This window comes from Pantoea sp. Cy-639, assembly GCF_011752525.1.
Classification (GTDB): Bacteria; Pseudomonadota; Gammaproteobacteria; order Pseudomonadales; family Pseudomonadaceae; genus Aquipseudomonas.
Genome location: NZ_VWXI01000001.1, coordinates 449,781 through 461,905 on the forward strand (window position 1 = coordinate 449,781; position 12,125 = coordinate 461,905).

The window sequence follows — 12,125 nt, forward strand, 5'->3', positions numbered from 1 at the left end:
ACGCAATGCCCGAAACTCAAGGGTTTCAGCCAGTTACGAAAGATTTTTGTTCTTAAACCTACGAATAAATTTGCAACGGAAATTTTACTTGCACCAGGTTTACCCATAAAATCAGCGCGATTGATTCAGCTGCGACATTTGGTCACTGCGTCTGCGACACCACGTCGCCGCTCTACATTTTTCAGATTGCAGAGCTGGGTCTCTGTATAAGGATTTCAAGCATGTCCGATTCGGTAGGTCTCATCGCCCACAACTGGGGCTTTGCCATCTTCCTCCTGGGTGTCGTCGGCCTGTGTGCCTTCATGCTCGGCCTGTCCAGCCTGCTCGGTAGCAAGGCCTGGGGTCGCGCCAAGAACGAACCCTTCGAATCCGGCATGCTGCCCGTGGGCAGCGCCCGCCTGCGCCTCTCCGCCAAATTCTATCTGGTCGCGATGCTGTTCGTGATCTTCGATATCGAAGCCCTCTTCCTGTATGCATGGTCTGTGTCCGTCCGCGAAAGTGGCTGGACCGGATTCGTCGAAGCACTCGTTTTCATTGCAATTCTGTTGGCTGGTCTTGTCTACCTATGGCGCGTCGGGGCGCTCGATTGGGCTCCCGAAGGTCGCCGCAAGCGGCAAGCGAAGCTGAAACAATGAGGCTTTGGCATGCAATACAATCTCACCAGAATCGATCCGGACGCACCCAACGAGCAGTATCCGGTCGGTGAACGGGAAACCGTCACCGATCAACTGCTGGAAGACCAGGTCCACAAGAACATCTTCATGGGCAAGCTCGAAGATGTCCTGCGTGGCGCGGTCAACTGGGGTCGCAAGAACTCCCTCTGGCCGTACAACTTCGGCCTTTCCTGCTGCTACGTGGAAATGACCACGGCCTTCACGGCACCCCACGACATCGCCCGCTTCGGCGCCGAAGTCATCCGGGCCTCGCCGCGTCAGGCCGACTTCATGGTCGTCGCCGGTACCTGCTTCGTCAAAATGGCGCCGATCATCCAGCGCCTGTACGAGCAGATGCTCGAGCCGAAGTGGGTCATCTCCATGGGCTCGTGCGCCAACTCCGGTGGCATGTACGACATCTACTCGGTCGTTCAGGGGGTCGACAAGTTCCTCCCCGTGGACGTCTACGTGCCTGGCTGCCCGCCACGCCCTGAGGCTTTCCTGCAAGGCTTGATGCTGCTGCAGGAGTCGATCGGCCAAGAGCGACGCCCGCTTTCCTGGGTTGTTGGCGATCAAGGCATCTACCGTGCCGAGATGCCCGCCCAGAAAGACCTGCGTCGCGAACAGCGCATTGCGGTAACCAACCTGCGCAGCCCCGACGAAGTCTGATCCAGCGACCTGCCGCCCGCTCCCCAAGGAGCCGGCGGCCTGGCTTCATTCTTAACGCTGACCCAAAGCGACCGAGACCATGACAGCGGACAACGCTATTTTCATTCCGCCCTACAAGGCTGACGACCAGGATGTGGTCGTCGAACTGCACAACCGTTTTGGCGCCGACGCATTCGTCGCCCAGGAAACCCGCACCGGCATGCCCGTGCTGTGGGTCAAGCGCGCCCAGCTCAAGGAAGTGCTCAGTTTCCTGCGCGGTGTCGCCAAGCCATACAGCATGCTGTACGACCTGCACGGCGTCGACGAGCGCCTGCGCACCCAGCGCCGCGGCCTGCCGGCCGCCGACTTCAGCGTGTTCTACCACCTGCTGTCGATCGAACGTAACAGCGATGTGATGATCAAGGTGTCGCTCAGCGAGGGCGACCTGAACCTGCCGAGCGTGACCGGTATCTGGCCAAACGCCAACTGGTACGAGCGTGAGGTCTGGGACATGTTCGGCATCGACTTCGCCGGCCACCCGCACCTGAGCCGCATCATGATGCCGCCGACCTGGGAAGGTCACCCGCTGCGCAAGGACTACCCGGCCCGCGCCACCGAGTTCGATCCCTACAGCCTGACCCTGGCCAAGCAGCAGCTTGAAGAGGAGTCGGCGCGTTTCAACCCGGAAGCCTGGGGCATGAAACGTCAGGGCGCCAACGAGGACTACATGTTCCTCAACCTCGGCCCCAACCACCCTTCGGCCCACGGTGCCTTCCGTATCGTCCTGCAACTGGACGGCGAAGAGATCGTCGACTGCGTCCCGGACATCGGCTACCACCACCGTGGTGCCGAGAAGATGGCCGAGCGCCAGTCCTGGCACAGCTTCATTCCCTACACCGACCGTATCGACTACCTCGGCGGGGTGATGAACAACCTGCCGTACGTGCTCGCGGTCGAGAAGCTGGCCGGCATCCAGGTGCCGCAGAAGGTCGACGTGATCCGCATCATGCTGGCCGAGTTCTTCCGCATCACCAGCCACCTGCTGTTCCTGGGGACCTACATCCAGGACGTCGGCGCCATGACCCCGGTGTTCTTCACCTTCACCGACCGCCAGCGCGCCTACACCGTGATCGAGGCGATCACCGGTTTCCGCCTGCACCCGGCCTGGTACCGCATCGGTGGCGTCGCCCACGACCTGCCACGCGGCTGGGACAAGCTGGTCAAGGACTTCGTCGAATGGCTGCCCAAGCGCCTCGACGAGTACACCAAGGCGGCCCTGCAGAACAGCATCCTCAAGGGTCGTACCATCGGCGTCGCCGCATACAACACCAAGGAAGCCCTGGAGTGGGGTACCACCGGCGCCGGCCTGCGTGCCACCGGTTGCGACTTCGACCTGCGCAAGGCCCGCCCCTACTCCGGCTACGAGAACTTCGAGTTCGAAGTACCGCTGGCCCACAACGGCGATGCCTACGATCGCTGCATGGTCCGCGTCGAGGAGATGCGCCAGAGTATCCGCATCATCGACCAGTGCCTGCGCAACATGCCGGAAGGCCCGTACAAGGCGGACCACCCGCTGACCACGCCGCCGCCGAAAGAGCGCACCCTGCAGCACATCGAGACCCTGATCACCCACTTCCTGCAAGTCTCGTGGGGCCCGGTCATGCCGGCCAACGAGTCGTTCCAGATGATCGAGGCGACCAAGGGCATCAACAGTTACTACCTGACGAGCGATGGCGGCACCATGAGCTACCGCACCCGGATCCGTACCCCGAGCTACCCGCACCTGCAGCAGATCCCTTCGGTGATCAAAGGCAGCATGGTCGCGGACCTCATCGCGTACCTGGGCAGTATCGACTTCGTTATGGCTGACGTGGACCGCTAAGCATGAACAGCACGCTTATCCAAACCGACCGTTTCGCCCTGAGCGAGACCGAGCGCTCGGCCATCGAGCACGAGATGCACCACTACGAGGACCCGCGCGCGGCGTCCATCGAAGCCCTGAAGATCGTCCAGAAGGAACGTGGCTGGGTGCCGGACGGCGCCATCTACGCCATCGGCGAAGTGCTGGGCATCCCCGCCAGCGACGTCGAGGGCGTGGCCACCTTCTATAGCCAGATCTTCCGCCAGCCGGTCGGCCGCCACATCATCCGCGTGTGCGACAGCATGGTCTGCTACATCGGCGGCCACGAGTCCGTGGTCAGCCAGATCCAGAGCGAGCTGGGCATCGGCCTCGGCCAGACCACTGCCGACGGGCGCTTCACCCTGCTGCCGGTGTGCTGCCTGGGCAACTGCGACAAGGCCCCGGCGCTGATGATCGACGACGACACCTTCGGTGACGTGCAGCCGGCTGGCGTCTCCAAACTGCTGGAGGGTTACGTATGACCATCACTTCCTTCGGCCCGGCCAACCGCATCGCGCGCACGGCCGAAACCCACCCGCTGACCTGGCGCCTGCGTGACGACGGCGAGCCGGTCTGGCTGGCCGAGTACCAGTCGAAGAACGGTTATGCCGCCGCGCGCAAGGCGCTGGCCGACATGTCCGCCGACGACATCGTCCAGAACGTCAAGGACTCCGGCCTCAAGGGCCGTGGCGGCGCGGGCTTCCCCACTGGCGTGAAGTGGGGCCTGATGCCCAAGGACGAGTCCATGAACATCCGCTACCTGCTGTGCAACGCGGATGAAATGGAGCCCAACACCTGGAAGGACCGCATGCTGATGGAGCAACAGCCCCATCTGCTGGTCGAGGGCATGCTGATCAGCGCCCGCGCCCTGAAGGCCTACCGTGGCTACATCTTCCTGCGCGGCGAGTACACCACCGCGGCGAAGAACCTCAACCGCGCCATTGACGAAGCCAAGGCCGCCGGCCTGCTGGGCAAGAACATCCTGGGCAGCGGTTTCGATTTCGAGCTGTTCGTGCACACCGGTGCCGGGCGCTATATCTGCGGTGAAGAAACCGCGCTGATCAACTCGCTGGAAGGCCGCCGCGCCAACCCACGCTCCAAGCCGCCCTTCCCTGCCGCCGTCGGCGTGTGGGGCAAGCCGACCTGCGTGAACAACGTCGAGACCCTGTGCAACGTGCCGGCCATCGTCGCCAACGGCAACGACTGGTACAAGTCGCTGGCCCGTGAAGGCAGCGAAGACCACGGCACCAAGCTGATGGGCTTCTCCGGCAAGGTGAAGAATCCTGGCCTGTGGGAACTGCCGTTCGGCGTCACCGCCCGCGAGCTGTTCGAAGACTACGCCGGTGGCATGCGCGACGGCTTCAAGCTCAAGTGCTGGCAGCCAGGCGGCGCCGGCACCGGCTTCCTGCTGCCCGAGCACCTCGATGCGCAGATGTACGCCGGCGGCATCGCCAAGGTCGGCACCCGCATGGGTACCGGCCTGGCCATGGCGGTGGACGACAGCGTCAACATGGTTTCGCTGCTGCGCAACATGGAAGAGTTCTTCGCCCGCGAGTCGTGCGGCTGGTGCACACCGTGCCGTGACGGCCTGCCGTGGAGCGTGAAGATGCTCCGCGCCCTGGAGAAAGGCCAGGGCCGCGCCGAAGACATCGAGACCCTGCTGGGTCTGGTCAACTTCCTCGGCCCAGGCCGTACCTTCTGTGCTCACGCACCAGGTGCCGTTGAGCCGCTGGGCAGTGCCATCAAGTACTTCCGTTCGGAGTTCGAGGCCGGTGTCGCGCCCGAAAGCGCCGACACCCTGCGCCCGAACCTGGCGAAACCGATTGTGGTAGGCGCATAACAAGATAGACCGCGGGTGGTCCGTGCCACCCGCCAGCCTGCCGGCCGGCCCGCATGACGCGTGGCGTGCCGCAGGCCCACCGATTTCCATTAGCCACGCCCGCTCACGCGGGCCAACGAAGAACTTTGAACCATGGCCACTATCCACGTAGACGGCAAAGCGCTCGAAGTCAACGGTGCGGACAACCTGTTACAGGCCTGTCTGTCGCTCGGCCTCGACATCCCCTATTTCTGCTGGCACCCGGCGCTCGGTAGCGTCGGTGCCTGCCGGCAGTGCGCGGTCAAGCAGTACACCGACGAGAACGACACCCGTGGTCGTATCGTCATGTCCTGCATGACCCCGGCCTCCGACGGCACCTGGATCTCCATCGACGATGACGAGTCCAAGGCGTTTCGCGCCAGCGTCGTCGAATGGCTGATGACCAACCACCCGCACGACTGCCCGGTGTGCGAGGAAGGCGGTCACTGCCACCTGCAGGACATGACGGTAATGACCGGCCACAACGAGCGCCGCTACCGTTTCACCAAGCGTACCCACCAGAACCAGGACCTCGGCCCGTTCATCGCCCACGAGATGAACCGCTGCATCGCCTGCTACCGCTGCGTGCGCTACTACAAGGACTACGCCGGCGGTACCGACCTGGGCGTGTACGGCGCCCATGACAACGTGTACTTCGGCCGCGTCGAAGACGGCGTGCTGGAAAGCGAGTTCTCCGGCAACCTCACCGAGGTCTGCCCGACCGGTGTGTTCACCGACAAGACCCACTCCGAGCGCTACAACCGCAAGTGGGACATGCAGTTCGCCCCGAGCATCTGCCACGGCTGCTCCAGCGGCTGCAACATCAGCCCGGGCGAGCGCTACGGCGAGCTGCGCCGCATCGAGAACCGCTTCAACGGCTCGGTGAACCAGTACTTCCTGTGCGACCGTGGCCGCTTCGGCTATGGCTACGTCAACCGCAAGGACCGCCCACGCCAGCCACTGCTGGCCGATGGCACCAAGCTGGGCCTGGACGCCGCCCTGGACAAGGCCGCCGACCTGCTGCGCGGCCGTACCATCGTCGGTATCGGCTCGCCGCGCGCCAGCCTCGAGAGCAACTACGGCCTGCGCGAACTGGTCGGTGCCGAGTACTTCTACTCGGGCATGGAAGCCGGTGAGCTGGCCCGCGTGCGCCTGGTTCTGGACGTGCTGAACAACAGCCCGCTGCCGGTCCCTACCCTGCGCGATATCGAAGACCACGACGCCGTATTCGTCCTCGGTGAAGACCTGACCCAGACCGCTGCCCGCGTCGCCCTGGCCGTGCGCCAGGCCACCAAGGGCAAGGCCGAGGCCATGGCCGACGCCATGCGCGTACAGCCTTGGCTGGACGCTGCGGTGAAGAACATCGGCCAGCACGCGCTGTACCCGCTGTTCATCGCCTCGCTGGCCGAGACCAAGCTGGACGACGTCGCCGAAGAGTGCGTGCACGCCGCCCCGGCTGACCTGGCCCGCATCGGTTTCGCCGTGGCTCACGCCATCGATCCGAGCGCCCCGGCCGTCGAAGGCCTGGACGCCGAAGCCAAGGCCCTGGCCCAGCGCATCGCCGATGCCCTGGTCGCCGCCAACCGCCCGCTGGTGGTCGCCGGTACCTCGCTCACCGACCCGGCGCTGATCGAAGCCGCCGCCAACATCGCCAAGGCCCTCAAGCTGCGCGAGAAGAACGGTTCGTTGAGCCTGGTCGTTCCTGAGGCCAACAGCCTCGGCATGGCCATGCTCGGCGGCGAGTCCGTCGATGCCGCGCTGGACGCGGTGATCAGCGGCAAGGCCGACGCCATCGTCGTGCTGGAAAACGACCTGTATACCCGCGTGCCGGCCGCCAAGGTCGATGCCGCCCTGGCCGCCGCCAAGGTGGTGATCGTCGCCGACCACTCCAAGACCGCGACCAGCGACCGAGCCCACCTGGTGCTGCCGGCTGCTTCGTTCGCCGAAGGCGACGGCACCCTGGTCAGCCAGGAAGGCCGTGCCCAGCGCTTCTTCCAGGTGTTCGACCCGCAATACCTGGACAGCGGCATCCTGGTTCACGAAGGCTGGCGCTGGATGCACGCCCTGCGTGCGACCCTGCTGAACAAGCCGGTGGACTGGACCCAGCTCGACCACGTCACCAGCGCCTGCGCCGAAGCCGCCCCGCAACTGGCCGGCATCGTCAACGCCGCGCCAAGCGCCGCGTTCCGCATCAAGGGCATGAAACTGGCCCGCGAACCGCTGCGCTACTCCGGCCGTACCGCCATGCGCGCCAACATCAGCGTGCACGAACCCCGTACCCCGCAGGACAAGGACACCGCGTTCGCCTTCTCCATGGAAGGCTACTCGGGCTCGGCCGAACCGCGCCAGCAGGTACCGTTCGCCTGGTCGCCGGGCTGGAACTCGCCGCAGGCCTGGAACAAGTTCCAGGACGAAGTCGGCGGCCACCTGCGTGCCGGTGATCCGGGCGTGCGCCTGATCGAATCGCAAGGCGACCGCCTGCACTGGTTCAACGCCATTCCGGGCGCGTTCAACCCGGCCCGTGGCACCTGGACCGCAGTACCGTTCTTCCACCTGTTCGGCAGCGAAGAGAGTTCCTCGCGCGCCGCCCCGGTGCAGGAGCGCATCCCGGCCGCCTACGTGGCCCTGGCCAAGTCCGAGGCCGACCGCCTGGGCGTCAACGAAGGCGCGCTGCTGAGCCTGAACGTCGCCGGTGTTTCGCTGCGTCTGCCGCTGCGTATCAATGAAGAACTGGGCGCTGGCCTGGTTGCGTTGCCCAAAGGCCTGGCCGGCATTCCGCCCGCCATCTTCGGTGCATCCGTCGAAGGTCTGCAGGAGGCAGCACAATGAGCTGGTTCACCCCCGAAGTGATCGATGTGATCCTCACCGTGGTCCGGGCCATCGTCGTCCTGCTGGCGGTGGTGGTCTGCGGCGCGCTGCTCAGCTTCGTCGAACGTCGTCTGCTGGGCTGGTGGCAGGACCGCTATGGCCCGAACCGCGTCGGCCCGTACGGCATGTTCCAGATCGCCGCCGACATGCTGAAGATGTTCTTCAAGGAAGACTGGAACCCGCCCTTCGTCGATCGCATGATCTTCACCCTGGCACCGGTGGTGGCCATGAGCGCCCTGCTGATCGCCTTCTGCGTGATTCCGATCACCCCGCTGTGGGGCGTCGCCGACCTGAACATCGGCCTGCTGTTCTTCTTCGCCATGGCCGGTCTGTCGGTCTACGCCGTGCTGTTCGCCGGCTGGTCGTCGAACAACAAGTACGCCCTGCTCGGCAGCCTGCGGGCCTCGGCGCAGACCGTGTCGTACGAAGTGTTCCTGGGCCTGGCGCTGATGGGCGTGGTGGTGCAGGTGGGTTCGTTCAACATGCGCGACATCGTTGAATACCAGGCCAACAACCTGTGGTTCATCATTCCGCAGTTCTTCGGCTTCTGCACCTTCTTCATCGCTGGCGTCGCCGTGACCCACCGTCACCCGTTCGACCAGCCAGAAGCGGAACAGGAACTGGCCGACGGCTACCACATCGAATATGCCGGCATGAAATGGGGCATGTTCTTCGTCGGCGAGTACATCGGCATCATCCTCATCTCGGCGCTGCTGGTCACTCTGTTCTTCGGCGGCTGGCACGGTCCGTTCGGCATCCTGCCGCAACTGTCGTTCCTGTGGTTCGCCCTGAAGACCGCGTTCTTCATCATGCTGTTCATCCTGCTGCGCGCCTCGATCCCGCGCCCACGCTATGACCAGGTGATGGACTTCAGCTGGAAGTTCTGCCTGCCGCTGACCCTGATCAATTTGCTGGTGACCGCTGCGATCGTGCTCTACAACACGCCAGCCGTCGCGGCCCAGTGAGGATTTGACCCATGTTCAAGTATATCGGCGACATCGTTAAGGGCACCGGCACACAGCTGCGCAGCCTGGCCATGGTGTTCTCCCACGGGTTCCGCAAGCGCGACACCCTGCAGTACCCCGAAGAACCCGTATACCTGCCGCCGCGCTACCGCGGCCGCATCGTCCTCACCCGCGACCCCGACGGCGAGGAGCGCTGCGTGGCGTGCAACCTCTGCGCGGTGGCCTGCCCGGTCGGCTGCATCTCGCTGCAGAAGGCCGAGACCGAGGACGGCCGTTGGTACCCCGAGTTCTTCCGCATCAACTTCTCGCGCTGCATCTTCTGCGGCCTGTGTGAAGAGGCGTGCCCGACCACCGCGATCCAGCTGACTCCGGATTTCGAAATGGCCGAGTTCAAGCGTCAGGACCTGGTGTACGAGAAAGAAGATCTGCTGATCTCCGGCCCCGGCAAGAACCCTGACTACAACTTCTACCGTGTTGCGGGTATGGCCATCGCTGGCAAGCCGAAGGGCTCTGCGCAGAACGAAGCCGAGCCGATCAACGTGAAGAGCTTGCTCCCATAAGGACAGAAAGATGGAATTCGCTTTCTACTTCGCATCCGGGATCGCCGTGGTCTCCACTCTTCGAGTGGTGACCGGCACCAACCCCGTGCACGCCCTGCTCTACCTGATCATTTCGCTGATTTCCGTGGCGATGATCTTCTTCTCCCTCGGTGCGCCGTTCGCCGGCGCCCTGGAAGTGATCGCCTACGCCGGCGCCATCATGGTGCTGTTCGTCTTCGTGGTGATGATGCTCAACCTCGGGCCGGCTTCGGTCGCCCAGGAGCGTGGCTGGCTCAAGCCGGGCATCTGGGCCGGGCCGGTGATCCTCGCCGCCCTGCTGCTGCTGGAGCTGCTGTACGTGCTGTTCGTCACCCCGAGTGGCGCAGCCATCAGCGGTACCACCGTCAGCCCGAAAGAAGTGGGCATCAGCCTGTTCGGGCCGTACTTGCTGGTGGTCGAACTGGCGTCGATGCTGCTGCTCGCGGCCGCCGTCACCGCCTTCCACCTGGGCCGCAACGAGGCGAAGGAGTAAATCATGGGTGCTATCCCTCTCGAGCATGGTCTGGCAGTCGCCGGCATCCTGTTCTGCTTAGGTCTGGTCGGGCTGATGGTCCGCCGCAACATCCTCTTCGTGCTCATGAGCCTGGAAGTCATGATGAACGCCTCCGCACTGGCGTTCATCGTCGCCGGTGCCCGTTGGGTCCAGCCCGACGGCCAGGTGATGTTCATTCTGGTGATCAGCCTGGCAGCCGCCGAGGCCAGCATTGGCCTGGCGATCCTGCTGCAGCTGTATCGCCGCTTCCACACTCTCGACATCGATGCTGCCAGTGAGATGCGCGGATGAACCTTCTCTTCCTGACTTTCGTCTTTCCCCTGATCGGCTTCCTGCTGCTGTCGTTCTCCCGCGGGCGGTTCTCGGAGAATCTGTCCGCGCTGATCGGCGTCGGCTCGGTGGGCCTCTCGGCGGCCGTGGCCGCCTACGTGATCTGGCAGTTCAACGTCGCCCCGCCTGAAGGTGGCGCGTACAGCCAGTTGCTGTGGCAGTGGATGTCGGTGGACGGCTTCGCGCCGAACTTCACCCTGTACCTGGACGGCCTGTCGGTGACCATGCTCGGCGTGGTCACCGGCGTCGGCTTCCTGATCCACCTGTTCGCCTCCTGGTACATGCGTGGCGAAGCCGGCTACTCGCGCTTCTTCTCGTACACCAACCTGTTCATCGCCAGCATGCTGTTCCTGATCCTCGGCGATAACCTGCTGTTCATCTACTTCGGCTGGGAAGGCGTGGGCCTGTGCTCGTACCTGTTGATCGGTTTCTACTACAGCAACCGCAACAACGGTAACGCAGCACTCAAGGCCTTCATCGTCACCCGCATCGGCGACGTGTTCATGGCCATCGGCCTGTTCATCCTGTTCGCCCAGCTGGGCACCCTGAACGTGCAGGAACTGCTGGTGCTGGCACCGCAGAAGTTCAAGGCCGGCGACACCTGGATGGTGCTGGCGACCCTGATGCTGCTGGGTGGCGCGGTCGGTAAGTCGGCGCAGCTGCCGCTGCAGACCTGGCTGGCCGACGCGATGGCCGGCCCGACTCCGGTCTCGGCGCTGATCCACGCGGCGACCATGGTGACCGCGGGCGTGTACCTGATCGCCCGTACCAACGGTCTGTTCCTGCTGGCCCCGGACATCCTCCACCTGGTCGGTGTCGTCGGTGGCGTGACCCTGGTCCTGGCCGGCTTCGCCGCGCTGGTACAGACCGACATCAAGCGTATCCTCGCCTACTCGACCATGAGCCAGATCGGCTACATGTTCCTGGCCCTGGGCGTGGGTGCCTGGGACGCGGCGATCTTCCACCTGATGACCCACGCCTTCTTCAAGGCCCTGCTGTTCCTTGCCTCGGGTGCGGTGATCGTTGCCTGCCACCACGAGCAGAACATCTTCAAGATGGGCGGCCTGTGGAAGAAGCTGCCGCTGGCCTATGCCAGCTTCGTGGTCGGTGGCGCTGCCCTGGCCGCCCTGCCGATCCTGACCGTGGGCTTCTACTCCAAGGACGAGATCCTCTGGGAAGCCTTCGCCAGCGGCAACACCGGCCTGCTGTACGCCGGCCTGGTCGGCGCGTTCATGACCTCGCTGTACACCTTCCGCCTGATCTTCATCGCCTTCCACGGCGAAGCGAAGACCGAAGCCCATGCCGGCCACGGCATCAGCCACTGGCTGCCGCTGGGCGTGCTGATCGTGCTGTCGACCTTCATCGGCGCCTGGATCCACCCGCCGCTGGCAGGCGTGCTGCCTGAGAGCGCCGGCCATGCCGGTGGCGAAGCCAAGCACTCGCTGGAAATCGCCTCGGGCGCCATCGCCGTCGCCGGTATCCTGCTGTCGGCCCTGCTGTTCCTGGGCAAGCGCCGTTTCGTCAGCGCCATCGCCAACAGCAGCATCGGTCGCGTCCTGTCGGCCTGGTGGTTCGCCGCCTGGGGCTTCGACTGGATCTACGACAAGCTGTTCGTCAAACCTTACCTGCTGATCAGCCACATCCTGCGCAAGGATCCGGTCGACCGCAGCATTGGCCTCATTCCTCGCCTGGCTCGCGGCGGTCACGTCGCCATGAGCAAGACCGAGACTGGCCAGCTGCGCTGGTACACCGCCTCGATCGCCGTCGGTGCCGTTCTGGTACTCGGTGCCGTGGTAGTAGCGGCGGTATGA

At 64.3% G+C, this 12,125-nt stretch carries 10 protein-coding genes and 1 pseudogene; all 11 read left to right on the forward strand.

What is annotated here, in order from left to right:
* Positions 1-221 precede the first annotated feature (221 nt).
* The 11 genes and pseudogenes from F3J43_RS02095 (at position 222) to nuoL (ending at position 12,125) form a co-directional block, all read left to right on the forward strand.
* On the forward strand, positions 222-635 hold the full coding sequence (locus F3J43_RS02095; protein ID WP_043209159.1) for an NADH-quinone oxidoreductase subunit A: 414 nt from the start codon (positions 222-224) through the stop codon (positions 633-635).
* 9 nt (positions 636-644) lie between these two features.
* Positions 645-1,322, forward strand: coding sequence for a NuoB/complex I 20 kDa subunit family protein (locus F3J43_RS02100; protein ID WP_166883156.1), 678 nt, complete (start codon positions 645-647; stop codon positions 1,320-1,322).
* 79 nt (positions 1,323-1,401) lie between these two features.
* Positions 1,402-3,183, forward strand: coding sequence for an NADH-quinone oxidoreductase subunit C/D (gene nuoC, locus F3J43_RS02105; RefSeq protein ID WP_166883157.1), 1,782 nt, complete (start codon positions 1,402-1,404; stop codon positions 3,181-3,183).
* 2 nt (positions 3,184-3,185) lie between these two features.
* Complete coding sequence (nuoE, locus tag F3J43_RS02110; protein ID WP_012313767.1) at positions 3,186-3,683, forward strand: NADH-quinone oxidoreductase subunit NuoE; 498 nt, start codon at positions 3,186-3,188, stop codon at positions 3,681-3,683.
* Positions 3,680-5,041, forward strand: a complete 1,362-nt coding sequence (gene nuoF, locus F3J43_RS02115) for an NADH-quinone oxidoreductase subunit NuoF (RefSeq protein WP_166883158.1) — start codon at positions 3,680-3,682, stop codon at positions 5,039-5,041. The genes nuoE and nuoF overlap by 4 nt, the downstream gene beginning before the upstream one ends.
* A 132-nt stretch (positions 5,042-5,173) precedes the next feature.
* Positions 5,174-7,888: an NADH-quinone oxidoreductase subunit NuoG gene (gene nuoG / locus F3J43_RS02120; protein WP_166883159.1), complete on the forward strand. Its 2,715-nt coding sequence runs from the start codon at positions 5,174-5,176 to the stop codon at positions 7,886-7,888.
* Positions 7,885-8,892 (forward strand): NADH-quinone oxidoreductase subunit NuoH, encoded by a 1,008-nt coding sequence (gene nuoH, locus F3J43_RS02125; protein WP_166883160.1) that lies wholly within the window; start codon positions 7,885-7,887, stop codon positions 8,890-8,892. The genes nuoG and nuoH overlap by 4 nt, the downstream gene beginning before the upstream one ends.
* 11 nt (positions 8,893-8,903) lie before the next feature.
* Positions 8,904-9,452, forward strand: coding sequence for an NADH-quinone oxidoreductase subunit NuoI (gene nuoI / locus F3J43_RS02130; protein ID WP_003251442.1), 549 nt, complete (start codon positions 8,904-8,906; stop codon positions 9,450-9,452).
* A 10-nt stretch (positions 9,453-9,462) separates the two neighbouring features.
* Positions 9,463-9,951 (forward strand): annotated as a pseudogene (gene nuoJ, locus F3J43_RS02135) (NADH-quinone oxidoreductase subunit J); the annotation flags it as partial.
* Between the two features lie 15 nt (positions 9,952-9,966).
* Entirely contained in the window at positions 9,967-10,275 is a 309-nt protein-coding gene (gene nuoK / locus F3J43_RS02140) for an NADH-quinone oxidoreductase subunit NuoK (protein WP_008096201.1), read from the forward strand.
* Complete coding sequence (gene nuoL / locus F3J43_RS02145; RefSeq protein ID WP_166883162.1) at positions 10,272-12,125, forward strand: NADH-quinone oxidoreductase subunit L; 1,854 nt, start codon at positions 10,272-10,274, stop codon at positions 12,123-12,125. Before nuoK ends, nuoL begins: the two co-directional genes overlap by 4 nt.

Coding starts and splice junctions, on each gene's coding strand:
- nuoF (WP_166883158.1), top strand. CDS start 3,680: ATGACCATCACTTCCTTCGGCCCGGCCAACCGCATCGCGCGCACGGCC.
- F3J43_RS02095 (WP_043209159.1), top strand. CDS start 222: ATGTCCGATTCGGTAGGTCTCATCGCCCACAACTGGGGCTTTGCCATC.
- nuoH (WP_166883160.1), top strand. CDS start 7,885: ATGAGCTGGTTCACCCCCGAAGTGATCGATGTGATCCTCACCGTGGTC.
- nuoE (WP_012313767.1), top strand. CDS start 3,186: ATGAACAGCACGCTTATCCAAACCGACCGTTTCGCCCTGAGCGAGACC.
- nuoI (WP_003251442.1), top strand. CDS start 8,904: ATGTTCAAGTATATCGGCGACATCGTTAAGGGCACCGGCACACAGCTG.
- nuoK (WP_008096201.1), top strand. CDS start 9,967: ATGGGTGCTATCCCTCTCGAGCATGGTCTGGCAGTCGCCGGCATCCTG.
- nuoC (WP_166883157.1), top strand. CDS start 1,402: ATGACAGCGGACAACGCTATTTTCATTCCGCCCTACAAGGCTGACGAC.
- F3J43_RS02100 (WP_166883156.1), top strand. CDS start 645: ATGCAATACAATCTCACCAGAATCGATCCGGACGCACCCAACGAGCAG.
- nuoG (WP_166883159.1), top strand. CDS start 5,174: ATGGCCACTATCCACGTAGACGGCAAAGCGCTCGAAGTCAACGGTGCG.
- nuoL (WP_166883162.1), top strand. CDS start 10,272: ATGAACCTTCTCTTCCTGACTTTCGTCTTTCCCCTGATCGGCTTCCTG.